We start from the raw sequence: 21,271 nt of genomic DNA on the forward strand, positions 1-21,271 counted from the left end.
CATGGCAACGCTTGAAATCAAGGACCTGCACGTCACCGTCGAGGCCGACAACTCCACCAAGGAGATCCTCAAGGGCGTCGACCTGACCGTGAAGCAGGGCGAGACGCACGCCATCATGGGCCCGAACGGCTCCGGCAAGTCGACCCTCGCCTACTCCATCGCGGGTCACCCCAAGTACACGATCACCCAGGGCACCGTCACCCTCGACGGCGAGGACGTCCTCGAGATGTCCGTCGACGAGCGCGCCCGCGCCGGCATGTTCCTCGCCATGCAGTACCCGGTCGAGGTCCCCGGCGTCTCGGTCTCCAACTTCCTGCGCACCTCGGCCACCGCGATCCGCGGCGAGGCCCCCAAGCTGCGTACGTGGGTCAAGGAGGTCAAGACCGCGATGGAGCAGCTCCAGATGGACCCTGCCTTCGCCGAGCGCAACGTGAACGAGGGCTTCTCCGGCGGTGAGAAGAAGCGCCACGAGATCCTCCAGATGGAGCTCCTCAAGCCGAAGATCGCGATCCTCGACGAGACGGACTCCGGCCTCGACGTCGACGCGCTGCGCCAGGTCTCCGAGGGCGTCAACCGCGTCCGCGAGACCGGCGAGGTCGGCACCCTGCTGATCACGCACTACACGCGCATCCTGCGCTACATCAAGCCGGACTTCGTCCATGTCTTCTCGCAGGGCAGGATCGTCGAGTCCGGCGGCCCCGAGCTCGCCGACAAGCTCGAGGCCGAGGGCTACGAGGCATACACGAAGGGCGGCGCATCCGCGTGACACAGCTGCCGGGCCTCCTCGACACCGAGGCGATCCGCAAGGACTTCCCGATCCTCGACCGGGTACTTCACGACGGCAAGAAGCTCGTGTACCTGGACAACGCGGCGACCTCGCAGACGCCGCGCCAGGTCATCGACACGCTCAGTGAGTACTACGAACAGCACAACGCCAACGTCCACCGGGGCGTGCACGTGCTCGCCGAGGAGGCCACGGCGCTGTACGAAGGTGCGCGTGACAAGGTCGCGGCCTTCATCAACGCGCCGAGCCGCGACGAGGTCATCTTCACGAAGAACGCCTCCGAGTCGCTCAACCTCGTGGCGAACATGCTGGGCTGGGCCGACGAGCCCTACCGCGTGGACCACGAGACCGAGATCGTCATCACGGAGATGGAGCACCACTCCAACATCGTGCCGTGGCAGCTGCTCTCGCAGCGCACCGGCGCGAAGCTGCGGTGGTTCGGGCTGACCGACGACGGCCGCCTCGACCTCTCCAACATCGACGAGGTCATCACCGAGAAGACGAAGATCGTCTCGTTCGTCCTCGTCTCCAACATCCTGGGCACGCTCAACCCGGTCGAGGCCATCGTGCGCCGCGCCCAGGAGGTCGGCGCGCTCGTCCTCATCGACGCGTCCCAGGCCGCCCCGCACATGGTGCTCGACGTGCAGGCGCTCCAGGCCGACTTCGTGGCCTTCACCGGCCACAAGATGTGCGGCCCGACGGGCATCGGCGTCCTGTGGGGACGCCAGGAGCTTCTCGAGGACCTGCCGCCCTTCCTGGGCGGCGGCGAGATGATCGAGACCGTCTCCATGCACTCGTCGACGTACGCGCCGGCGCCGCACAAGTTCGAGGCGGGTACGCCCCCGATCGCCCAGGCCGTCGGCCTCGGCGCGGCCGTGGACTACCTGAACTCGATCGGCATGGACAAGATCGCCCAGCACGAGCACGCGATCACCGAGTACGCGGTGAAGCGGTTTCTGGAGGTCCCGGACCTGCGGATCATCGGCCCCACCACGGCCGAGGACCGCGGCGCCGCGATCTCGTTCACGCTCGGTGACATCCACCCGCACGACGTGGGCCAGGTCCTCGACGAGCAGGGCATCGCGGTCCGGGTCGGCCACCACTGCGCCCGACCCGTCTGCCTGCGCTACGGAATTCCTGCGACCACGCGAGCGTCGTTCTATCTGTACACAACGCCAGGCGAGATCGATGCGCTGATCGACGGCCTGGAGCACGTACGGAACTTCTTCGGCTGAGGGGCTGGCTGGGAACGTGAAGCTGGATTCGATGTACCAGGACGTCATCCTGGACCACTACAAGCACCCGCACGGGCGCGGTCTGCGCGATGGCGATGCCGAGGTGCACCACGTCAATCCGACGTGCGGCGACGAGATCACGCTGCGCGTGAAGTACGACGGCTCGACGATCAGTGACGTCTCGTACGAGGGCCAGGGCTGCTCGATCAGCCAGGCTTCGGCCTCTGTTCTGAACGAGCTGCTCGTCGGCAAGGACCTGGCCGAGGCGCAGAAGATCCAGGAGACCTTTCTGGAGCTGATGCAGTCGCGGGGCAGGATCGAGCCCGACGACGCGATGGAGGAGGTGCTGGAGGACGCGGTCGCGTTCGCCGGCGTCTCCAAGTACCCGGCCCGTGTGAAGTGCGCCCTCCTGAGCTGGATGGCATGGAAGGACGCGACGGCCCAGGCGCTGGACGGCGCGGAGAGGAAGACGGCATGAGCGAGACACTGACCACCAAGCCCGCGTCCGAGGAAGAGGTCCGCGAGGCCCTCTACGACGTCGTCGACCCCGAGCTGGGCATCGACGTCGTCAACCTGGGCCTGATCTACGGCATCCACATCGACGACGCCAACATCGCCACGATCGACATGACGCTCACGTCCGCGGCCTGCCCGCTGACCGACGTCATCGAGGACCAGGCGAAGTCGGCCACCGACGGCATCGTGAACGAGCTCCGGATCAACTGGGTCTGGATGCCGCCGTGGGGCCCGGACAAGATCACGGACGAGGGCCGCGAGCAGCTGCGCGCGCTCGGCTTCAACGTCTGATCGGTCCCCCCGGTCCGCTACACCTGTACGGCCCCCTGTGCCCCGGCACAGGGGGCCGTATTGTCTGCTGTTCGCCCCAGGGCCGCGGAGCGTACGCCTGCAGTTGGCGCGCATGGCCGAAGGTTCTCGTCGACACCCGCCCCGACGAGAGGCCCCCATGCAGCACTTCCTTTCCCCGTCCCGCCGCAGAGCCGTCGCCGTCACGGGCGGAGTGCTCACGCTGGCCCTCGCGGGGCTCAACAGCCCGGCGGGCGCCGTGAGTTACGGGACGCCGACGATCGCACTCTCCGCCGGGTACCTCTCCGGTGCGGTCGGCGCCACGGGCGACCCGGTCGTGACCGTCACCGTCGGCCAGAGCGGGGCCGACGCGTCGGCGCTGACCGTGGCCGCGTCCGCGAGCACCAAGTCGTCCGTCGCCGGTACCGGGAACGTCACCGTCACCGGGTCGGGAGCCACCCGGCAGGTGTCCGTCGCCGCGCAGGGCCGCGGCTACACCGACCTCACCCTCAAGGTGACCGGCGTCGACGGCAAGACCGCCACCAAGACGCTCCACTACGCCGCCTCGGCCGCCGTGCAACAGGGCCCCGACACCCGCTACTTCACGGGTTCCAGCGACGCGTCCGCCGCCGTCGACGCGGGCGGCGGCTACGCCCTCGTCGCCGACGACGAGTCCAACGTCCTGCGCCTCTACAGCGGTTCGGTCTCCGGCGCGCCCGTGAAGACCTGGGACTTCAGCTCGCAGCTCGGGGTGGACAAGGAGGTCGACATCGAGGGCGCCACGCGCGTCGGCGACACGATCTACTGGACCGGGTCCCTGGGCAACAACAAGGACGGCGAGTACAAGTCCCCCCGGAACACGGTCTTCACGACCACGGTGAGCGGCAGCGGGGCCTCGACGCAGCTGTCGTACGGCAAGGCGTACAAGAAGCTGCGGGACGACCTGGTCGCCTGGGACGAGGCGAACGGGGACCGCTACGGGTTCGCCGCCGGGACCGAGGACGGGCAGGTGCCCAAGCAGGTCGACGGGTTCAACGTCGAGGGCCTCGAATTCGCGCCCGGGTCCACCAGCACCGCGTACATCGGGTTCCGCGCGCCGCTCGTGCCGCCGAAGGACGGGGGCAAGGCGCTCGTCGTGCCCGTCACCAACTTCGACAAGGTCCTGGCGAGCGGCACGAAGCCCGTGTTCGGGACGCCCGTCGAGCTGGACCTCGGCGGCCTGTCCGTGCGCGACATCCGCAAGAACGCCGCGAACCAGTATCTGATCGTGGCCGGCAGCTGGGCCGCCGACGACAACTCCGACCCGTACGCCCTCTACCAGTGGGACGGCGTCGCGGGACACGCGCCGGTCAAGCGGATGGACCTGCCGACGAGCGACCCCGGCGGCTGGGAGGCCGTGGTGAGCGTCCCCGACCTGACGCAGTCCGGTGCCCGCGCGCAGCTCCTGACCGACAGCGGCTCCGCCGACCTCTACGGCGACGGCACCGAGGCCAAGGACCTCACGCACCCGGAGTGGAAGAAGTCCAGGGCCGCCTGGTTCGGCGTCACCGGCTGATCCGCCGATACGACAAGCGATGTGCGTCGCGCGGGCCCGCGCGGCAGACTGGGCGTCATGGCTTCTTCGCTGTACCAAGTCGTCGTGAACGCCCACGATCTGCCCGCGCAGGCGCGCTTCTGGTGTCAGGTCCTGGACTGGAAGGTGCTGTTCGAGGCCGAGGACGAGATCGTCATCGGCGCTGACGCGACCACGCTGCCGGGGTTCTGCTTCGTGCCGGTGGACGACGCCAAGACCGTCCACAACCGCCTGCACGTCGACCTCAGCCCCGATGACCGGGACGCCGAGGTCGAGCGCATCGTCGGTCTCGGGGCGCGGCGCGTGGACGTCGGCCAGGGCGAGGACGCCACGTGGGTCGTCCTCGCCGACCCCGAGGGCAACGAGTTCTGCGTCCTGCGGCCGAAGAAGACGCTCCTCGACTGAGACCGTGATGGGGCCTGGGACCGTGACGGTCGGGGGCTAGGCGTCGGAGCGGGACGCGAGTTCCAGCGTGTGGGCGAGGCCCTCCCTGCGGATGCGCTGGTCGACGTAGAGCAGCGTGGTGACCAGCGGCAGGAACACCGAACTGACCAGCTGCACCAGCAGATTGCCGACCATGGACAGGGCCATGACCACGCCCAGCTTCGGCAGCATCGCCTCGAACACGTCGGAGGCGCTCTGACCCGGCTCGTAGGCCTGCGGAGTCGTGTCGGGCATCGCGATCTGGAGCGGCACCCGCACCGCGATCGACACGACCATCATGATCACGCCGGCCAGCAGGGAGATGCCGAACGTGCGCCACCAGGCGCCCCGCACCAGGCGCGCCGAACGGCGCAGCGCCTGGATCGGGCCCGCCTCCTCGAGGGTGGCGGCCGCGGGGCCGAACAGGAACAGGACGTAGACCCAGACCACGAGCGGCACCGTCACCGCCATGAGCAGGAACAGCAAGCCCACCGGCGCGACCGACTGCGTGAGCAGCATGACGACGACGGACACCAGGAACGCCACGGACAGGCCCGCCGGGATCAGCGCGATCAGGCCCATCAGCAGGCCCACGCCGAGCACCGAAGGCGTGCGCGACCAGGCGCGCCGCCACACCGCCCCGAACCGCGCGGGACGGCCCAGCACCGCCTCGCGCAGCACCACCGTGCACGCGGACTGGATGAACGCCGAGCCGACCGTGAGCGCCAGCATGCCGAAGGCCCAGACCACGCCGAACGCGACGAACACCGGCCGTGCGTGGCTCCAGGCGAACTCGGTGTCCCGGTCCAGAAGTGCCCGTACGTCGTCCGAGACGGCCGCGTAGCCGAGCGCCAGCGCGCCCGCCATGAGGACGGCGAGCACCGCGTACACGATGAGGACCGTGCCGAACAGCGGCTTCGCGTGGCGGCGCATGGTGGTGAACGCACCGCCGAGTATCCGGTCGACGCCGAGCGGGGCGAGCGGGATGACGCCCGGCTGGGGCGGGGGCGGCGGCCACGCACCCCAGCCGCCGTAACCGCCCGGCCCGTAGCCCTGGCCGTAGCCGGGACCCTGACCCGGTCCCTGACCTGGCCCCTGTCCCCACATGTCCGTCATCTCGCCGCACTCCCGGGAGTAGTTCGTCCCTGTGGCCCCCCACAGTGATCGCGACACGATAGCCCGACGAGCCGGACCACGGTATGTACGGTCGTACGCAACGATGCGTACAGTCGTACACATGGGATACGTACTGCTCTCCGGCGCCATCGCGGCGGAAGTGGCCGCCACCACCGCCATGAAGTACAGCGAGGGATTCAGCAGGCTCTGGCCCTCCCTGATCACCGTCTCCGGCTATCTGATCGCCTTCGCGCTGCTCGCCCAGACGCTGAAGACCGTGCAGGTCGGGACCGCGTACGCGATCTGGGCCGGCGTCGGCACGGCCGTCGTCGCCGGGATAGGCATGCTCTTCCTCGGCGAGGCGATGACCGCGGCGCGGCTCGCGGGCATCGCCCTGGTCATCGGCGGCGTGGTGCTGCTCAACCTGGGCGGCGCCCACTGATGGCCCGGCGCTACGACCCCGAGCGGCGACAGCGCATCATCGACGCCGCGATCCGGGTGGTGGGCGAGAAGGGCATCGGCGGGCTCAGCCACCGCAGCGTCGCCGCCGAGGCCGACGTGCCGCTCGGCTCGACGACGTACCACTTCAAGACCCTCGACGAACTGCTCGTCGCCGCGCTGCGCCAGGCCAACGAGGGTTTCGCGAAGGCCCTGGCCGGCAGCGCCGTCTTCGAGGCGCCGCGCTCCGCTCTCGCCGCCGCTCTCGCCTCGGTCCTCGGCGAGTGGCTCGCCGGTGAACGCACCGGCGTCGAGCTGGAGTACGAGCTGTATCTCGCCGCCCTGCGCAGGCCCGTGCTGCGGCCCGTCGCCGCCGAGTGGGGCGAGGGCGTCGCCGACCAGCTCGCCCGCCGCACCGACCCGGTCACGGCCCGCGCGCTGGTCGCCCTGATGGACGGAATCTGCCTCCAGGTGCTGCTCACGGACGCCGTCTACGAGGAGGAGTACGCGCGCGATATGCTCGCGCGGGTCATCGACGGAGCGCCCGGCGACGACGCCGACGGCACCGCGGCCGGCCGACCGGGGCAGCGGGGCGCGCCCGGTACCTGAGACACCGGCCGTACCGGTTCGCCCCCGCGGCGCACCTCCGGTTAGGTTTCACCCATGTCTGACTCTCCCGCCAGCACCACCGCTCAGCGCACCACCGGCGCCGTCGCCGCAGGCCTCGCCACGCTCACCGCCGACGGCACCGTCCTCGACACCTGGTTCCCCGCCCCGTCCCTCCAGGACGAGCCGGGCCCGGCCGGCACCGAGCGGCTCTCCGCCGAGCGCGCCGTCGAACTGCTCGGCGAAGGCGCCGCGAAGGCCATCGGCACCGACGCCCGCCGCGGTGTGGAGACCGTCGCCGTCCGCACGGTCATCGCCTCGCTCGACGACAAGCCGCTCGACGCGCACGACGCCTACCTGCGCCTGCACCTGCTCTCGCACCGACTGGTCAAGCCGCACGGGCAGAACCTGGACGGGGTCTTCGGCCTCCTCTCCAACGTCGCCTGGACCTCGCTCGGCCCGGTCGCCGTCGACGACGTCGAGAAGGTCCGCCTCAACGCCCGCGCCGAGGGCCTGCACCTCTCCGTGACGTCCATCGACAAGTTCCCCCGCATGACGGACTACGTCGCGCCGAAGGGCGTCCGCATCGCCGACGCCGACCGTGTCCGGCTCGGTGCGCACCTCGCCGAGGGCACCACTGTCATGCACGAGGGCTTCGTGAACTTCAACGCCGGCACCCTCGGCACGTCGATGGTCGAGGGCCGCATCTCCGCCGGCGTCGTCGTCGGCAACGGCTCCGACATCGGCGGCGGCGCCTCCACCATGGGCACGCTCTCCGGCGGCGGCAACGTCCGCATCACGATCGGCGAGCGCTGCCTCGTCGGCGCGGAGGCGGGCGTCGGCATCGCCCTCGGTGACGAGTGCGTCGTCGAGGCCGGCCTCTACGTCACCGCCGGTACGCGCGTCACGATGCCCGACGGTGAGATCGTCAAGGCCCGCGACCTGTCCGGCGCCTCGAACATCCTCTTCCGCCGCAACTCGGTCACCGGCGCCGTCGAGGCCCGCCCGAACAACGCGGTGTGGGGCGGCCTGAACGAGGTTCTGCACAGCCACAACTGACCACCGGCGGCCGTGACCTGCGGCTGCCTCACCGGTCGATACTCTGACCTGCTGCTGAGGTGTCGGCAGTGGTCGACGTCGGTCAGCATCGAGCGCCCTTCCACGGCCCAGGACGGCCAGGGAGGGCGCTCGCGCGTGAGCATCGCTTGTGGCAGGTCAGCCGGTGCAACCGGGCACGGGAGCCGGGCTGCCGACGCAGTTGGTGGGAAGATTTCCCGTGATGGGGGAGTGCTTGTTCACCACGACGTCTCCGGTGTCGTTGAACACGCCTCCGGGGGCGCTGCCCGCCTTGTTCCTGGTGATGGAGCTGAGGTTGAGGACGAGGTAGGTGCCGGCGTCGACGTTGTAGATACCGCCGGCCTGCAGACCGGCGGTGTTCTTCGTGATGGTGCTCGAGTTGAAGGTGGCCTTTCCGAGCTGCGCGTTGGTGACGCCCCCTCCGTGGTCGCTGGAGGTGTTGTCGACGATCCTGCTGTCGTTGACGGTCATCCGGTAGTTGTTCCAGAGGCCGCCGCCGTCGCCTTCCGTAACCCTGTTGCCGGTGATGGAGCTGCGGGTGATGGTGATCAGGCTGTCGTTGAACACGCCGCCGCCAAAGAATCTGCTGGCCGAGTTGCCGTCGATCGAGGTGGAAATGACGGAGGTGGCGCCTTCGCTGGAAATCCCTCCACCGGAGCGTGCGGCATCGTTGTCGGTAACCCTGGACCGAATGAGCCTCAGGGTTCCCATGTTCTCGATGCCGCCGCCGTTGTTACTGGCGGTGTTCCCCTTGACGAGGAGATTCGTCGCGTGGAGTGTCCCCCCGTTCTGGACGAGGAGGCCCCCACCGTCGTCGGGCACGTTGCCGTTCTCGATTTTGAGATTGCTGACCGTCACCCTTCCACCGGCTGCGACATCGAGAAGGCGGAAGAGGTTCGCGGTGGTACCGCGTCGGAGAGTGGCGCCGTTTCCGTCGACGGTGACATGCACCGTGACAGGGGGTGTCGCGTCATTCCCTGAGAAGGGCGCTGTGAAGTCGTAGACGCAGCCCTTGGCGAGACTGAGTTCGCCGAAACCTGCGGCGTTGGCTCTGGTGATGGCGGCGGTGAGAGCACTCGTCGTGCACGGCACATGCTCAGGGGTGTGGGCAGCTGTGGGGACAGCGGTGAAGGCGGTGAAGACGGTAGTGACCGTAGCAATCGCGGTGGCACCGGCAAGAATTCGGAGTGCGGTCAAGGCGGCATTCCTGCTTTCGGATCGACGGGCTCCATGCTGACGACCTGCATGGGCGCGCAACACGAATACGCGAGGAGTTGATGATGTGCCTTTCTGATTTTCAGCACATGGAGCCACGCTGGCTGCTCCCTCGTTCGGTCGGCCAGGACAACCCCCCTGGAAGGCGCAGCACTACGCGTCGACGAAGCTCTCGTACGCGGACAGCAGTCCCTCGGTCACCTCGTGGCCGGCGGCCCGCAGCGGTGCGCGGACCGGGCCGCCCGGCAGGCCGAGCGCGCCGAGCAGCGCCTTCGCGGTGACCGTGCCCGGCAGGCCGGACGCCATCATCAACTCCACCAGCGGCACGGCCAGTTGCTGGCGCCGGGCCGCCTCCCGGGTGTCACCCGCGTCGGAGGCGTCGAGGACCGCCCGCAGTGCGCGCGGCGCCACATTCGCGACCGTCGACACGAAGCCCGCCCCGCCCACCGCGTACAGCGGGAGCGCGAACTCCTCGCAGCCCGCGTAGTACGCGAGACCGGTCGCGCCGAGCACCTTCTGCGTGCCGAGCATGTCGTACGCGCAGTCCTTGACGGCCACGATCCGGGGGTGGGACGCGAGCCGGATCAGGGTGTCCGGCTCGATGCGCGTGCCGGTGCGGCCCGGGATGTCGTACAGCATCACCGGCAGTCCGGACGCGTCCGCGATCTCGCGGAAGTGTGTCTCCAGAGCGTCCTGCGGCGGGCGGCTGTAGTACGGGCTGACGACCAACAGGCCGTCCGCGCCCGCCTTTTCGGCACCCGCCGCCAGCTCCACGGTGTGCCGCGTGTCCGCCGTGCCGACGCCCGCGACGACCGGGACCCGTTCCCCGACGGCGTCCTTCACGGCCCGCACGAGCGCGGCCTTCTCGTCGTCCGACGTCGTCGGGGACTCGCCGGTGGTGCCGGACAGGACCAGACCCTCGCAGCCCTCGGCCACCAGGTGGGCCGCCAGGCGCTGCGCGCCGTCCAGGTCCAGCGTGCCGTCGTCGGCGAACGGCGTGACCATGGCGCACAGGGCGCGGCCGAAGGGCGGGTTCGGGAAGTTCGCGAGGCTCATAGGTGCAGTCTCGGCGCCCCCACCGTGCAGCTCCACTTACTTCTTCTACGAGGTAGCGGCTAGGCGTGCTAAACGGTCGAGGGTGTGTGGCCGAGTTCCGACGGGAGATTGGCCGGGGGGCGACCTTCAGGAAGTGCGCCCGGATTCCGAGTTATCAGGAAGAAGTTGCACGTATGCGTAGACATATAAAACGTATAAGGATCCCGTCGTGCGTGACATCGTCCTGGCCCTCGCCGTCCCCCTGCTGATCTGCGCGAGTGGCGTCTACGCCGCGTGTGACGTGTGGTGGCGCCGCAGGCACCCCGCACCGGACCCGCACTCGCACGCGGGTCGCCGCGTCGCCGCCGAACGGGCGGTGGCCGACGCGGAGGCGATCGTGGCCGACCGGTACGCGATTCTCGCCGAGGCGGAACGCGACGCCGCCCCCCTGGGCGGACAGCAGTAGGGCGGGGCGCCCACTCCCTGCCGGTGAGTGAGGGCCCCGCCCTTGTACGTTCCAGTGCTCAGTGCTCAGTGCTCAGTGCTCAGTGGTCGGTAGTCGGTGCTCAGCTCTTCTGAGTGCCGTTGAAGAGCGAGCGCGACCAGGCGTAGCCCAGTGCGGCGAGGGCCACGCACCAGGCCACGGCCAGCCACCCGTTGTTGCCGATCTCGGTGCCGAGCAGGAGTCCGCGCAGAGTCTCGATGGCCGGGGTGAACGGCTGGTACTCGGCGATCGGCTGGAACCAGCCCGGCATCGCGTCGACCGGCACGAAGGCGCTGGACAGGAGCGGCAGGACCATCAGCGGCATGGCGTTGTTGCTGGCCGCCTCGGCGTTCGGGCTGGACAGGCCCATCCCGACCGCGATCCAGGTGAGCGCCAGGGAGACGAGCGCCAGCAGCCCGACCGCCAGGATCCACTCCAGGGCGGTCGCGTCCGTGGACCGGAAGCCGATCGCCACGGCGACGGCCCCGACGAGGATCACGCTCATCACGCACTGCAGGACGCTGCCGATGACATGCCCGATGAGCACCGACCCGCGGTGGATCGCCATCGTGCGGAAGCGGGCGATGATGCCCTCGGTCATGTCCATGGAGACGGACACCGCACTGCCGATCGTGGTGCCGCCGATGGTCAGCATCAGGATGCCCGGGACGAGATAGGCGATGTACGCGGAGCGGTCCGCACCGCCGCCGCTGATGCCCGCGCTCATCACGTCGCCGAAGATGTAGACGAAGAGCAGCAGCAGTACGACGGGCGTGAGCAGCAGGTTCAGCGTCATGGAGGGGTAGCGCCGCGCGTGCAGGAGGTTGCGGCGCAGCATCGTGGACGAGTCGCGCACGGCGAGGGTCAGGGAGCTCATCGGTCAGCCTCCTTGGGCTGGGTCGGCAGGTTGGGGACGCCGGCGCCGCCGGTCAGGGCGAAGAACACGTCGTCGAGGTCGGGGGTGTGCACCGTCAGCTCGTCCGCCTCGATGCCCAGCGAGTCGAGCCAGTCGAGGATGGAGCGCAGCTCGCGCTGGCTGCCGTCGCTGGGGAGCTGCAGCGTGAGGGACTCGTCGTCCCGGTGGGCCTCGCGCAGCGAGAGGGCGGCGGACCGGTAGGTGTCCGGGTCGGTGAAACGGAGCCGGATGTGGCCGCCGGGGATGAGGCGCTTGAGCTCCTCGGCGGTGCCTTCGGCGGCGATCTTGCCGTCGTTGAGCACGGCGATGCGGTCGGCGAGTTCGTCGGCCTCGTCCAGGTACTGCGTGGTGAGGAAGACGGTGACTCCGTCGGAGACCAACTCGCGGATGATGCCCCACATGTTGTGCCGGGCGCGCGGGTCGAGGCCGGTGGTCGGCTCGTCGAGGAAGATGATCCGCGGGTTGCCGACCAGCGTCATGGCGATGTCGAGGCGGCGCTTCATGCCGCCGGAGTAGGTGGAGGCGGGCTTCTTCGCCGCCTCGGTCAGGTCGAAGCGCTCCAGGAGTTCGGCGGCGACGCGCCGCCCCTCGCGCTTGGGCAGGTGGTGCAGGTCCGCCATGAGGAGCATGTTCTCCTCGCCGGTGATCAGCCCGTCGACGGCGGAGAACTGGCCGGTGACGCCGATCGCGGCGCGTACGCCGTCGGGCGAAGTGGCGACGTCGTGGCCCGCGACCTGGGCCCGGCCGCCGTCGGCCGAGATGAGCGTGGAGAGGATCTTGACGGCGGTGGTCTTGCCGGCGCCGTTCGGCCCGAGCAGGGCGAACACCGAGCCGGTCGGGATGTGCAGGTCGATGCCGTCGAGGACGGTCTTGGCGCCGTACGACTTGCGCAGGTCGGCGGTGGAGACGGCGGCGGGCGGCTGGTCATTGCCCAGCTTGGGCGTGGGCATGACAGACGAAGGCATGGGGCCCTCCCATTCGAAGGCGTGGTGAGCGGTGAAGTGGTCGGTGGCGTAAGGGGCTTGGGGCGGGTCAGGCCCGGGCGCGGCGGATGTCGATGTTGCCGAACTTGGTCCGGGCGCGGACCTCGACGGTTTCCTCGCTCTTCTCCGGGCTGTCGGACGCGGTGAGCGTGTTGCGCACCTGCCCGTTGCCCGAGCCGGCGTCGAGCCAGGCGGCCGTGCCCTCGCGGATGCCGACGTCGATGGCGCCGTAGGAGGTCTCCAGCTGGACGGTGCCGCGGGCCACGTCGCCCACGCGCAGGGTGCCGTGGGCGGTGGTCGCGGTGACCGAGCTCTCGGCGCGCCGGATGTCGATGTCGCCGTTGGCGCCGCTCACCCGCAGATCGCCGATCGCGGTGCCGACGGTCGTGGAGCCGTGCGAGTTCTTCAGGACGGCCGGGCCGTCCACGACACCGACGCGCAGGCTGCCGGAGCTGGTGGTGATCTCGGCCAGGCCCTCGACGTGGTCCACGGTGATCGAGCCGTGCGACGCGGTCAGCTGGAGCGGGCCCGTCACGTCCAGGCGGACGTCACCCGACGACGTCTTCACGCGGACCTCGCCGAGCCGGCCCTCGCCGAGCACCTGGGTCCAGGAGCCGGTCGTGTCGATGTGGGAGCCGGTGGGCAGCTCGACCGTCACGTCGACGCTGCCGGTGGGCCCGACGAGGTAGCGCCCCTTGGGCGTCCGGATGGTCAGCACGCCGTTCGCGTACGTGACCTCGGTCTGCTCGGCGACCCGCACGTCCTTGTCCTTCTTCGGGTCGCGGGGCCGCAACTCGACGACCGTGTCGAGGCGGTCGCTCGCGGAGAACTGGATGGAACCGGCGGCCACGTTGGCGGTGACCGAGATCGGCTGGGGAGTGTCGAAAGAAGGCATGGCTGTCCCGTCCTCTTGGGTCTCAGGGTGAAATTCCGGGTGAATTCGGGCGGGTGGGGTGCGCGGCTAGCGCACCCAGCCCGTGAAGCTCTGTCCGACGCTGCGGGTGGTCTGGGGGCTTCCCGGCGCGCGTGAGGGGGTGCCGCCGTCGACCGCGGCCGACACGGCTCGTACCAGCCACGCGTTGACCGACAGGCCCTCGCGGCTCGCGGCGTCCTCGGCGCGCGCCTTGAGGTGGGCGGGCAGGCGCAGGTTGACGCGGGCGGTGCCGCCGTCGTCCCCGTCGGCCGGGGCGGGCGCCGGCGCCTTGAGCGGCTCGGCGGGCCCGCTCCTGTCCTCGTACGCCTCGTCGCCCGCGGGCCGCGTCACCACGAAGTCGGGGTCGAGCCCGCGCAGTCGTACGTCGACCGAGCCCGGTGCGAGTTCACGGGTGATCTCGCTCATCGCGTCGGAGAGCACGTTGAGCATCGTCAGGCGGGTCGCCGACTCCAGAGGTGCGGTGAGCCGCTCGGCCAGCTCGCGGGCTTCTTCGCCGCCGGCTTCGGCGGCCACCGCGAGTTCGCGGCGGAGGTTGTCGACATACGGCGTGAGGTCCATGACGTCATAGTGGCACCACGATGGCGCCATGTGCAAGCGGGTGAGGGGACTGAATGTGGGGCGGAGGTGCGGGGCTGCGCCTGACCTGCGGAAACGCGCCGAGATTGAATTGCGTCAATGCGGCGCCATGCGGCGCCATGTGGCGTCTCGGTGGTTCTGGCGTCTCAGGTGGCGCCTAGTGGCACCTAGTGGCACCCCGTGGCGCCATGCAGCACCTCGTGGCGCCATGCAGCACCTCGTGGCGCCATGCAGCACCTCGTGGCGCCATCTGGCGTCTCGGCCTGGATCGCCCTGCGACTCGCCGAACAATCGAGCCGTCTGGACAAAAAAAGTTGTCGGTGAGACGGTGGAGTCATGTTGGACGTCACCGTGATCGAGGACCCGGCGGCAGCCGCGGTCTCCCTCGACCCGATCAGGGCCCGGCTGCTCGCGGAGCTGGCCGCCGGACCCGCATCCGCCGCGATGCTCGCCCCCAAGGTCGGCCTGCCGCGCCAGAAGGTGAACTACCACCTCAAGGCGCTGGAGAAGCACGGCCTGGTCGAGCTGGCCGGCGAGCGGCGCAAGGGCAATGTCACCGAGCGCCTGATGCGGGCCACGGCCGCCTCGTACGTGATCTCACCGGTCGCGCTCGGCGCCGTGCAGCCCGACCCGGACCGGGCCCGCGACCAGCTCTCCGCGCGCTGGCTGCTCGCCGTCGCGGCACGCCTCGTGCAGGACGTGGGAGCGCTGCTGACCGGGGCCGCCAAGGCGAAGAAGCGCCTGGCCACCTACGCCCTCGACGGCGAGGTGAGGTTCGCGTCCGCCGCGGACCGGGCCGCGTTCATCGAGGAGCTGACCCAAGGGGTCGGCGCGCTCGTCCGCAAATACCACGACGGATCCGCGGAGGGCGGCCGCGACCACCGCGTGGTGATCGCCGTGCATCCCTCGGTGAAGGATCCGCAGCCCCGACCGCCCCTCGAAGACCGACCGCACTGAGCGCACTGACCGCGCTGACCGCACCAAGGAGTTACCGCCATGACGAACGAACCCAGGGAATTCGAGATCGCCCGCGAGTTCGAGGTCGACGCCACCCCCGAGCAGGTCTGGGAGGCGCTCACCTCGGGCACCGGCGGCTGGCTGTGGCCGATGGAGTACGAGCCGAAGGAGGGCGGCCGCGGCCCGCACGGCGCCACGATCACCGCCTGGGATCCGGAGCACCGCCTCACAGCCCGCTCGGACAACCCGGACGCGCTGCCCCCGTTCCAGACCCTCAATCAGCTGGACCACGTCATCGAGGCCCGCGACGGCGGCAGGCGCGCCTGGGTCCGCTACGTCCACAGCGGGATCTTCACCGACAACTGGGACGACTACTACGACGGTGCCGACAAGCACACCGACTTCTACCTGCACACGCTGCGCCAGTACCTGACGCACTTCGCGGGCCGCCCCGTCACCTTCACCATGTTCGACGGTCCCGCCGCGTCCGCGAACCCCGAGGCCCTCGCCGCCGTCGGCCGCGCCCTCGGCCTGCCCGACGACGCCGCCGAGGGCACCGAGCTGCGGGTCCAGGGTCCCGGCGGCGGGACCCTGGAAGCCGTACTCGACTACCGCAACCCGTACTTCATCGGCCTGCGCACCGACGACGCCCTGTACCGCGTCTTCGGCCGTGGCCGCTGGGGCGCGCCCGTCGGCATCGTCGTCCACGACTTCGCGCCGGACGCCGACGCCGCGCAGGACGAGGCGGCCTGGCGCGGCTGGCTGGACGGGGTCTTCGCCTGACCGACCCCGCCCGCCGGACGCCCGGCCGGTGCCACCGGTGGACCCGCCGGTGCCACGGATGGCCCATGACCCGCAGATGCTACGGACGGAACCGCAGCACCTGCGGGTCGTGGTCGCTGATCTGGTCGTTGAACTCGCTGTTGATGTGCACGCTGTCGTACGCGAAGTCGTCGTGCCGGATCGACGGGCTGATCAGGATCTGGTCGAGGACCTGGCTGTTGCCCTGGTAGTCGTACGTGTAACGCTCGCTCCTCGGCAGGGACTTGATCGCCGACCACAGGGCGCCGCCGTCCTCCAGCTGCTGCGCCGTACCGGAGAACTCGAAGTCGTTGATGTCGCCGAGCGTGACGACGTCGGCGTTCTTCTGCGCCTTGAGGATCCCCTTCACGAAGCCGTTCACCGCGCTCGCCTGCGCGTGGCGCTGGGTCTCCGAGCTGCGGGCCGGCGGCTGGTACTGGGCCGTCAGGCCCTGGTCGCCGCCCTTGGACGCGAAGTGGTTGGCGATCACGAACACGGTCTTCCCGCGGAAGACGAACTCGCCCGCGAGCGGCTTGCGGCTGTTCTTCCACGCATCGTCGGCCGGGGCGATCCGGCCCGGGGACGCGGTCAGCGCGGCCCGGCCGTGCGTCCGGGTCACGCCCACCGGCGTCGTGGCGTCGCCGCCCGCGCGGTCGGTGAACGAGACGCGCTCGGGGTTGAAGAGGAACACCTGGCGTATGTTGCCGCCGGGCTCGCCGCCGTCCTGGTCGTTGACCGGGTCGATCGAGCGCCAGTCGTACTTGGGGCCGCCCGCGGCGACGATCGCGTCGATCAGCTTGTTCACCGTGACGTCCGCGGCGACCGTGCCGTCGTCCTTGGCGCCGTTGTTGTCCTGGATCTCCTCCAGGGACACGACATCGGGCGACCGCAGGTGATCGACGATCGCGGCCGCGTGCGCGGCGAAGGTGCCGTCGCCCGGGTCCAGGTTCTCGACGTTGTACGTGGCCACGGCCAGCTCGCCGCGCTTCTGCTGCCGCGTCGTCTCCCGCTCCAGGCCCCCCTTGTCCAGGGTGCCGAGCTCCCGCGCGACCAGCGTGTAACCGCCGAACTGGGTGTAGTCCAGGGGCCCTTCGGTCCGGCCGGACAAGGTGTCCCCGACGTTCGCGGCGGGGAAGTCGGCGACCGTGCCGAGCGACTGGATCTGGAGGCGGCCGGTGTTCTGGGACCCGTACGAGCCGTAGACGGTGCCGCCGCGGCGCGTCGGGTTCTCGTGCGGCTTGACCGTCACCCACAGCTCGGCGTACGCGTCGGAGGCGGTGACGACGCGGGAGGAGCCTACGCGTACGTTCATGCCCTCCAGGGACTCGTAGAGGTCGAGGGCGTACTTCGACGGGCGCAGCGGCAGCGCGTTGACCGAGCCGTTCGCCGCCGGGTCGCCGGCCGGGGCGTACGCGGCGGGGACCGACTTCGCGTCGATGACCGTGGCGGCCGGGAGCGCGTTGCCCGAGGAGACGACCGTGACCGTCGGCTTGGTGATCTCCGTGACGGACTGGTTGCCCGACGACGTGCCGCCGGGGACGTACTCCGAGACCGTGCCCGAGACCGTCACCGCGTCGCCGGTGACGGCCTTCGGCGCCGAGCTGGTGAAGACGAAGACGCCCTCGCTCGTGGCGGGGTCGGCGTCGGGCGCCGTGTCCTGGATCCAGAAGCCCTTGGACGAGCCGTAACCTCTGACGCCCGTGACCACGCCGGCCACGTCCGTGACCTGCTTACCGGCCAGCGGGGACGTCCGGGTCGCGCCCTGGATGTCATGGATGCGTATCGCGTCCGCGTGCGCGGGCGACGTCAGGACGACGGCGGAGACGGTGGAGCAGACGGCGGCGACGGTCAGCGCGGCGAGGCGCGACGAGTTCTTGCTCGGCAAGGGGTCCCTCCGGGGACGTGCGTGAGGCGCCGGGACGAGGGTGGAGCGAGGGGTCGCTCCGTACTCTTCTACGCGCGTAAATGTCTTGTGCAGCATGGGGAGTTGTCAAGGTTTCACCGGTGTACGGTTCCTGACGGGTACATGAACCGGGCGGCATGATGGCAAATCCGTCTAGGCTGAGCGGTCGCACAACACGTCCGGAGGAGAACAAGGCGATGTCAGACAGCTCCCCCCTGCCGCCGGCGAGGCTGCACTCCGAAGCGGAGCTCGCGCGGGACGCCCTCGCCACCCCGCTGCTCTCCCGCGCGGTCCGGCTCGCCCGCTGGGCGGGACCCGGGACCCGGGTCGGCGCGGGCGGCGAACTCGTCGAGGAACAGCTGCCCGCCGCGGCGCTCGAACTCGGGCTCGGCGCGGACGCCGACGGTGCCGCGGACGCGAGCGAGGCCTGGCGGGTCGCCGTCGACACCGGGCTCGTGGAGATCGTGGACGAGGAGGAAGGCACCGTCGCCGCGGGCGAGGACCTCGCCGTCGTCGCCTCCGGCAGCCCGCAGGACATCCTCGGCCTCTGGCTCGGCGCCCTGGACACCGCGCTCGCCGACGCGAGCATCCCGGACCTGGACGACCTCGTCGACGTCCTGGAGGAGACCGGCGAGGTCGACTTCTCGCAGCTCGACTGGGACCCCGAGGCGGAGGCCGAGTTCCTCGAAGGCGTCCTCGGCAACCTCTACCTCCTGACCGTCAGCGAGGGCGGCGCGGCCGACGAGCCCGTCCCGCTGCCCGCCCTCGCCGCGTCGATGATCGTGCCCGACGACATGGGCGAGCCCACGGACGACGTCCTGGAGCAGGTGTCGGACGCGATGCTGAAGCTGGACGACCAGTTCCGGCTGCTCGTCCCGGTGGGGCTCGTCGAGTTCCAGCCGGTCGACGAGGCGCTGCTGGCGGAGATCGAGGAGGGCGACGGGATCTCCGAGCCCGACACCTTCGACGACTCGGACGTGACGCGGTACGGCATGGTGCGGCTCACCCCGCTCGGGCTCTACGGCGTCCGCGCGCGCATGATCGACGCGGGCCTCGACGCGCCCGTCGTCGGCGACCTCGCGGACAAGGGCGCCGACACGCTGCTCGACGGCACGTCGTCGTTCCCGCAGGCCGCCGCGCAGGCCGAGATCGAGCAGTGGCTCGCGCGCCGCGAACAGCTCGTGGCGGCACGGGAGTTGCTGGCCGCGGCGCGCGGCGCGGACGCCGGGGCACCGCTGCGGCGGCTGCGCTGCCAGCAGGCGCTGTCCCTGGTGGGCCGCGAGGCGGAGCCGGCGCTCAGGGAGGTGCTCGACGACGCGGAGCTGGGCGGTCTCGCGCGGGTCTGGCTCGCCGAGCACGGGGCGAGCGACGTCCCCGCGCCGCCGGAGTCCCTGATCTTCTGGCTCACCGTCGACACGATCGCCGCGCAGCTCGCCCTGGAGGGCAACTCCGACGAACTCCAGGGCCTGGTCGAGGGGCTCGCGGCCCAGCACCGCGGGTTCTTCGCGGCGGCGTGGAAGGTGGACCACCCGGCGACGGCGGACGTCCTGGAGGCGATGGGACGCCTGCACCCCGACAAGAAGGTGGCCAAGGAGGCCCGCAAGGCGGCGTTCAAGGCGCGGTCCGCGCAGGGCGGATAGCGACGGCGTGGGCAGTGAGGGGGCGGGGCGCGAGGGCGCCCCGCCCCCTTTCGCGCCCCGCCCTTCGTACCCACTCCTCGGCCAAGCCCCGTCCCGCCGACGACCGTGAACGTGTTCGCTCTGCCTGCGTCGTACGGAGTTCAGCCCCCGTTCAGGCATGACGGGGAACGTGTGGCCGAAACGCCAGCAGCGCCCGCTCCACCGCTACCGCCACCGCCACCGCCACCCGGTCACAGGAGACACCATGTCGCTCACCCGCAGGGACTTCACGAGACGCTCCGCCGCCACCGGCGCGGGAATCGCCCTGACCGGCACCGTCGGCGCGCTCGCCACCGCTCCCGGTGCGCTGGCGGCCGACGGCGAGGCCGCCGAAGGTGAATACGAGGACATCGCACACACCGAGGGCCACGACGGGCACCACCACGGTGTCGGCTACGGCCCGCTCGTGGACGACCCGAAGGGCCTGCTCGCGCTGCCCGCCGGATTCTCGTACCGCGTCATCACGTACACCGGGAAGACGACGCTGGAGTCCGGCGAGTCGACGCCGTCGAACCACGACGGCACCGCCACCTTCGACGGTCCCCGCGGTACCACGCTGCTCGTCAACAACCACGAGATCGGCGGCGCCCGCACCAAGGTGAAGTACCCGGTCCCGCTGGCCGAGGGTCTCGTCTACGACCCGGCCGCCGCCGGCGGCTGCACCGTCGTCGAGGTCCGCCGCGACGGTCACGTCGCCGAGTGGGTCGGCATCGCCGGCACCGCCACCAACTGCGCGGGCGGGCGCACCCCTTGGGACACCTGGCTGACCTGCGAGGAGACCGAGGACAAGGCCGGCGCAAACGGCATGACCAAGGACCACGGCTACGTCTTCGAGGTCGACCCCGCCGACGGCCGCGCGAACCGCGGGCCCAAGCCGGTCAAGGCTTTCGGCCGGTACGCCCACGAGGCCGTCGTCATCGACCCCAAGCGCGGCCACGCCTACCTCACCGAGGACGCGTCCGGCCCCAACGGCCTGCTCTACCGCTGGACCCCGCCGAAGGGCTTCCACCACGGCCGCGGCAAGCTGCGCACGCTCGCCGACGACGCGGGCGTCCTCCAGGCCGCCAAGTGCTTCGACTCCGGCGGCCGCTTCGTCGACGACCTGTCGCGCGCCACGCGGATCGGCACGGTCTACGGCGTGGACTGGACCGACGTTCCCGACCGCGACGCCAAGACGGTCTCCGTGCGCAAGCAGTTCGCCGAGGGTGAGGTCACCCGCGCCCGCAAGCTCGAAGGCATGTGGTGGGCCGACGGCGGCACGTACATCGTCTCCTCGTTCGCCCGTGAGGAGAGCCCCGTCCAGCACGACGGACAGGTCTGGTTCTACGACCCCAAGCGCCGCACCCTGACGCTCAAGGTCCTCCTCGGCGTGAACGCGGACCCGTCCAAGGACGGCGCCTTCGACGGCCCGGACAACATCACGGTCTCCCCGTACGGTGGCCTCGTCATCGCCGAGGACGGCAACGGCATCCAGCACCTGTTCGGCGCGACCGACAGCGGACGCACGTACCCGATCGCCCGCAACGAGCTGAACATCGGCACCGAACAGGAGCCGGAGTACAGCGAGTTCACCGGCGTCACCTTCTCGCCCGACGGGCGGACCCTCTACGCGAACATCCAGACCCCGGGCATCATGCTCGCCATCACGGGGCCCTGGAAGCGCCAGCGCTCGAACTGAGCGTCTTCACCGAAGCGACTGACGGCTGGTCGTTGACGGCTGACAGCTGCCGAC

Annotated in this window: 22 protein-coding genes; 14 read left to right on the forward strand and 8 right to left on the reverse strand. The window is 70.4% G+C overall.

The genetic code is table 11. The features are described from left to right. Position 1: 1 nt before the first annotated feature. The 6 genes from sufC to ACIPWY_RS27130 all read left to right on the forward strand — a co-directional run bounded on the left by sufC (position 2) and on the right by ACIPWY_RS27130 (position 4,801). Positions 2-766 (forward strand): Fe-S cluster assembly ATPase SufC, encoded by a 765-nt coding sequence (sufC, locus tag ACIPWY_RS27105; protein WP_100592409.1) that lies wholly within the window; start codon positions 2-4, stop codon positions 764-766. Next, on the forward strand, positions 763-2,019 hold the full coding sequence (locus ACIPWY_RS27110; protein ID WP_362908020.1) for a cysteine desulfurase: 1,257 nt from the start codon (positions 763-765) through the stop codon (positions 2,017-2,019). The genes sufC and ACIPWY_RS27110 overlap by 4 nt, the downstream gene beginning before the upstream one ends. 16 nt (positions 2,020-2,035) lie before the next feature. After that, positions 2,036-2,497 carry a Fe-S cluster assembly sulfur transfer protein SufU gene (gene sufU, locus ACIPWY_RS27115; protein WP_100592411.1) on the forward strand — a complete coding sequence of 154 codons (462 nt, stop codon included), beginning with the start codon at positions 2,036-2,038 and terminating at the stop codon, positions 2,495-2,497. Further along, positions 2,494-2,826, forward strand: coding sequence for a metal-sulfur cluster assembly factor (locus ACIPWY_RS27120; RefSeq protein ID WP_362908021.1), 333 nt, complete (start codon positions 2,494-2,496; stop codon positions 2,824-2,826). Before sufU ends, ACIPWY_RS27120 begins: the two co-directional genes overlap by 4 nt. Before the next feature lie 157 nt (positions 2,827-2,983). Further along, on the forward strand, positions 2,984-4,378 hold the full coding sequence (locus ACIPWY_RS27125) for a hypothetical protein (RefSeq protein WP_393705913.1): 1,395 nt from the start codon (positions 2,984-2,986) through the stop codon (positions 4,376-4,378). Between the two features lie 57 nt (positions 4,379-4,435). Further along, positions 4,436-4,801, forward strand: a complete 366-nt coding sequence (locus ACIPWY_RS27130; protein ID WP_362908023.1) for a VOC family protein — start codon at positions 4,436-4,438, stop codon at positions 4,799-4,801. Between the two features lie 36 nt (positions 4,802-4,837). On the opposite strand, the gene ACIPWY_RS27135 is transcribed toward ACIPWY_RS27130, so the two are convergent. After that, on the reverse strand, positions 4,838-5,935 hold the full coding sequence (locus tag ACIPWY_RS27135; RefSeq protein WP_362908024.1) for a hypothetical protein: 1,098 nt from the start codon (positions 5,933-5,935) through the stop codon (positions 4,838-4,840). Positions 5,936-6,056: 121 nt separating this feature from the next. Between ACIPWY_RS27135 and ACIPWY_RS27140 the strand changes: the two genes are divergently transcribed. From ACIPWY_RS27140 to dapD, 3 genes are read left to right on the forward strand one after another with little or no spacing between them, the layout of a single operon-like run. Next, positions 6,057-6,377 carry a multidrug efflux SMR transporter gene (locus tag ACIPWY_RS27140; protein ID WP_362908025.1) on the forward strand — a complete coding sequence of 107 codons (321 nt, stop codon included), beginning with the start codon at positions 6,057-6,059 and terminating at the stop codon, positions 6,375-6,377. Further along, the gene (locus tag ACIPWY_RS27145; RefSeq protein ID WP_362908026.1) at positions 6,377-6,982 is read left to right on the forward strand and encodes a TetR family transcriptional regulator; all 606 of its coding nucleotides are present in this window, start codon (positions 6,377-6,379) and stop codon (positions 6,980-6,982) included. Before ACIPWY_RS27140 ends, ACIPWY_RS27145 begins: the two co-directional genes overlap by 1 nt. A gap of 54 nt (positions 6,983-7,036) precedes the next feature. Then, on the forward strand, positions 7,037-8,038 hold the full coding sequence (dapD, locus tag ACIPWY_RS27150) for a 2,3,4,5-tetrahydropyridine-2,6-dicarboxylate N-succinyltransferase (RefSeq protein WP_362908027.1): 1,002 nt from the start codon (positions 7,037-7,039) through the stop codon (positions 8,036-8,038). A gap of 156 nt (positions 8,039-8,194) precedes the next feature. On the opposite strand, the gene ACIPWY_RS27155 is transcribed toward dapD, so the two are convergent. Together ACIPWY_RS27155 and dapA are read right to left on the reverse strand one after the other, a co-directional pair. Continuing rightward, entirely contained in the window at positions 8,195-9,253 is a 1,059-nt protein-coding gene (locus ACIPWY_RS27155; protein WP_393705912.1) for a hypothetical protein, read from the reverse strand. 171 nt (positions 9,254-9,424) lie between these two features. Further along, positions 9,425-10,327, reverse strand: a complete 903-nt coding sequence (gene dapA, locus ACIPWY_RS27160) for a 4-hydroxy-tetrahydrodipicolinate synthase (protein ID WP_393705911.1) — start codon at positions 10,325-10,327, stop codon at positions 9,425-9,427. Between the two features lie 208 nt (positions 10,328-10,535). Between dapA and ACIPWY_RS27165 the strand changes: the two genes are divergently transcribed. Continuing rightward, positions 10,536-10,772 (forward strand): hypothetical protein, encoded by a 237-nt coding sequence (locus ACIPWY_RS27165; protein ID WP_362908030.1) that lies wholly within the window; start codon positions 10,536-10,538, stop codon positions 10,770-10,772. Between the two features lie 100 nt (positions 10,773-10,872). On the opposite strand, the gene ACIPWY_RS27170 is transcribed toward ACIPWY_RS27165, so the two are convergent. The 4 genes from ACIPWY_RS27170 to ACIPWY_RS27185 all read right to left on the reverse strand — a co-directional run bounded on the left by ACIPWY_RS27170 (position 10,873) and on the right by ACIPWY_RS27185 (position 14,181). Beyond that, positions 10,873-11,667 carry an ABC transporter permease gene (locus ACIPWY_RS27170; protein ID WP_362908031.1) on the reverse strand — a complete coding sequence of 265 codons (795 nt, stop codon included), beginning with the start codon at positions 11,665-11,667 and terminating at the stop codon, positions 10,873-10,875. Then, a complete protein-coding gene (locus ACIPWY_RS27175; RefSeq protein WP_362908032.1) occupies positions 11,664-12,671 on the reverse strand; it encodes an ATP-binding cassette domain-containing protein in 1,008 nt (335 codons plus the stop codon). Before ACIPWY_RS27175 ends, ACIPWY_RS27170 begins: the two co-directional genes overlap by 4 nt. Positions 12,672-12,738: 67 nt before the next feature. Beyond that, positions 12,739-13,584 (reverse strand): DUF4097 family beta strand repeat-containing protein, encoded by an 846-nt coding sequence (locus ACIPWY_RS27180; RefSeq protein WP_362908033.1) that lies wholly within the window; start codon positions 13,582-13,584, stop codon positions 12,739-12,741. Between the two features lie 66 nt (positions 13,585-13,650). Continuing rightward, positions 13,651-14,181, reverse strand: a complete 531-nt coding sequence (locus ACIPWY_RS27185) for a hypothetical protein (protein ID WP_362908034.1) — start codon at positions 14,179-14,181, stop codon at positions 13,651-13,653. A gap of 354 nt (positions 14,182-14,535) precedes the next feature. Here ACIPWY_RS27185 and ACIPWY_RS27190 point away from each other — a divergent pair, with 354 nt between their 5' ends. Both ACIPWY_RS27190 and ACIPWY_RS27195 read left to right on the forward strand, forming a co-directional pair. Further along, positions 14,536-15,156 carry a winged helix-turn-helix domain-containing protein gene (locus ACIPWY_RS27190; RefSeq protein WP_100592426.1) on the forward strand — a complete coding sequence of 207 codons (621 nt, stop codon included), beginning with the start codon at positions 14,536-14,538 and terminating at the stop codon, positions 15,154-15,156. A 39-nt stretch (positions 15,157-15,195) separates the two neighbouring features. Then, on the forward strand, positions 15,196-15,939 hold the full coding sequence (locus tag ACIPWY_RS27195; RefSeq protein WP_362908035.1) for an SRPBCC domain-containing protein: 744 nt from the start codon (positions 15,196-15,198) through the stop codon (positions 15,937-15,939). 79 nt (positions 15,940-16,018) lie between these two features. Here ACIPWY_RS27195 and ACIPWY_RS27200 read toward each other — a convergent pair whose 3' ends face one another. Beyond that, positions 16,019-17,842, reverse strand: coding sequence for an endonuclease/exonuclease/phosphatase family protein (locus ACIPWY_RS27200; RefSeq protein WP_362908036.1), 1,824 nt, complete (start codon positions 17,840-17,842; stop codon positions 16,019-16,021). A 215-nt stretch (positions 17,843-18,057) separates the two neighbouring features. On the opposite strand from ACIPWY_RS27200, the gene ACIPWY_RS27205 reads away from it, so the two are divergent. Together ACIPWY_RS27205 and ACIPWY_RS27210 are read left to right on the forward strand one after the other, a co-directional pair. Further along, the gene (locus tag ACIPWY_RS27205; protein ID WP_362908037.1) at positions 18,058-19,500 is read left to right on the forward strand and encodes a hypothetical protein; all 1,443 of its coding nucleotides are present in this window, start codon (positions 18,058-18,060) and stop codon (positions 19,498-19,500) included. 244 nt (positions 19,501-19,744) lie between these two features. After that, on the forward strand, positions 19,745-21,217 hold the full coding sequence (locus ACIPWY_RS27210; protein WP_362908147.1) for an alkaline phosphatase PhoX: 1,473 nt from the start codon (positions 19,745-19,747) through the stop codon (positions 21,215-21,217). Positions 21,218-21,271: the final 54 nt, after the last annotated feature.

It is taken from the genome of Streptomyces sp. NPDC090032, from assembly GCF_044748025.1.
Taxonomy (GTDB): domain Bacteria; phylum Actinomycetota; class Actinomycetes; order Streptomycetales; family Streptomycetaceae; genus Streptomyces.

Coding starts and splice junctions, on each gene's coding strand:
- sufC (WP_100592409.1), top strand. CDS start 2: ATGGCAACGCTTGAAATCAAGGACCTGCACGTCACCGTCGAGGCCGAC.
- ACIPWY_RS27120 (WP_362908021.1), top strand. CDS start 2,494: ATGAGCGAGACACTGACCACCAAGCCCGCGTCCGAGGAAGAGGTCCGC.
- ACIPWY_RS27125 (WP_393705913.1), top strand. CDS start 2,984: ATGCAGCACTTCCTTTCCCCGTCCCGCCGCAGAGCCGTCGCCGTCACG.
- ACIPWY_RS27130 (WP_362908023.1), top strand. CDS start 4,436: ATGGCTTCTTCGCTGTACCAAGTCGTCGTGAACGCCCACGATCTGCCC.
- ACIPWY_RS27135 (WP_362908024.1), bottom strand. CDS start 5,935: ATGACGGACATGTGGGGACAGGGGCCAGGTCAGGGACCGGGTCAGGGT.
- ACIPWY_RS27140 (WP_362908025.1), top strand. CDS start 6,057: ATGGGATACGTACTGCTCTCCGGCGCCATCGCGGCGGAAGTGGCCGCC.
- ACIPWY_RS27145 (WP_362908026.1), top strand. CDS start 6,377: ATGGCCCGGCGCTACGACCCCGAGCGGCGACAGCGCATCATCGACGCC.
- dapD (WP_362908027.1), top strand. CDS start 7,037: ATGTCTGACTCTCCCGCCAGCACCACCGCTCAGCGCACCACCGGCGCC.
- dapA (WP_393705911.1), bottom strand. CDS start 10,327: ATGAGCCTCGCGAACTTCCCGAACCCGCCCTTCGGCCGCGCCCTGTGC.
- ACIPWY_RS27170 (WP_362908031.1), bottom strand. CDS start 11,667: ATGAGCTCCCTGACCCTCGCCGTGCGCGACTCGTCCACGATGCTGCGC.
- ACIPWY_RS27175 (WP_362908032.1), bottom strand. CDS start 12,671: ATGCCTTCGTCTGTCATGCCCACGCCCAAGCTGGGCAATGACCAGCCG.
- ACIPWY_RS27180 (WP_362908033.1), bottom strand. CDS start 13,584: ATGCCTTCTTTCGACACTCCCCAGCCGATCTCGGTCACCGCCAACGTG.
- ACIPWY_RS27185 (WP_362908034.1), bottom strand. CDS start 14,181: ATGGACCTCACGCCGTATGTCGACAACCTCCGCCGCGAACTCGCGGTG.
- ACIPWY_RS27190 (WP_100592426.1), top strand. CDS start 14,536: ATGTTGGACGTCACCGTGATCGAGGACCCGGCGGCAGCCGCGGTCTCC.
- ACIPWY_RS27195 (WP_362908035.1), top strand. CDS start 15,196: ATGACGAACGAACCCAGGGAATTCGAGATCGCCCGCGAGTTCGAGGTC.
- ACIPWY_RS27205 (WP_362908037.1), top strand. CDS start 18,058: ATGTCAGACAGCTCCCCCCTGCCGCCGGCGAGGCTGCACTCCGAAGCG.
- ACIPWY_RS27210 (WP_362908147.1), top strand. CDS start 19,745: ATGTCGCTCACCCGCAGGGACTTCACGAGACGCTCCGCCGCCACCGGC.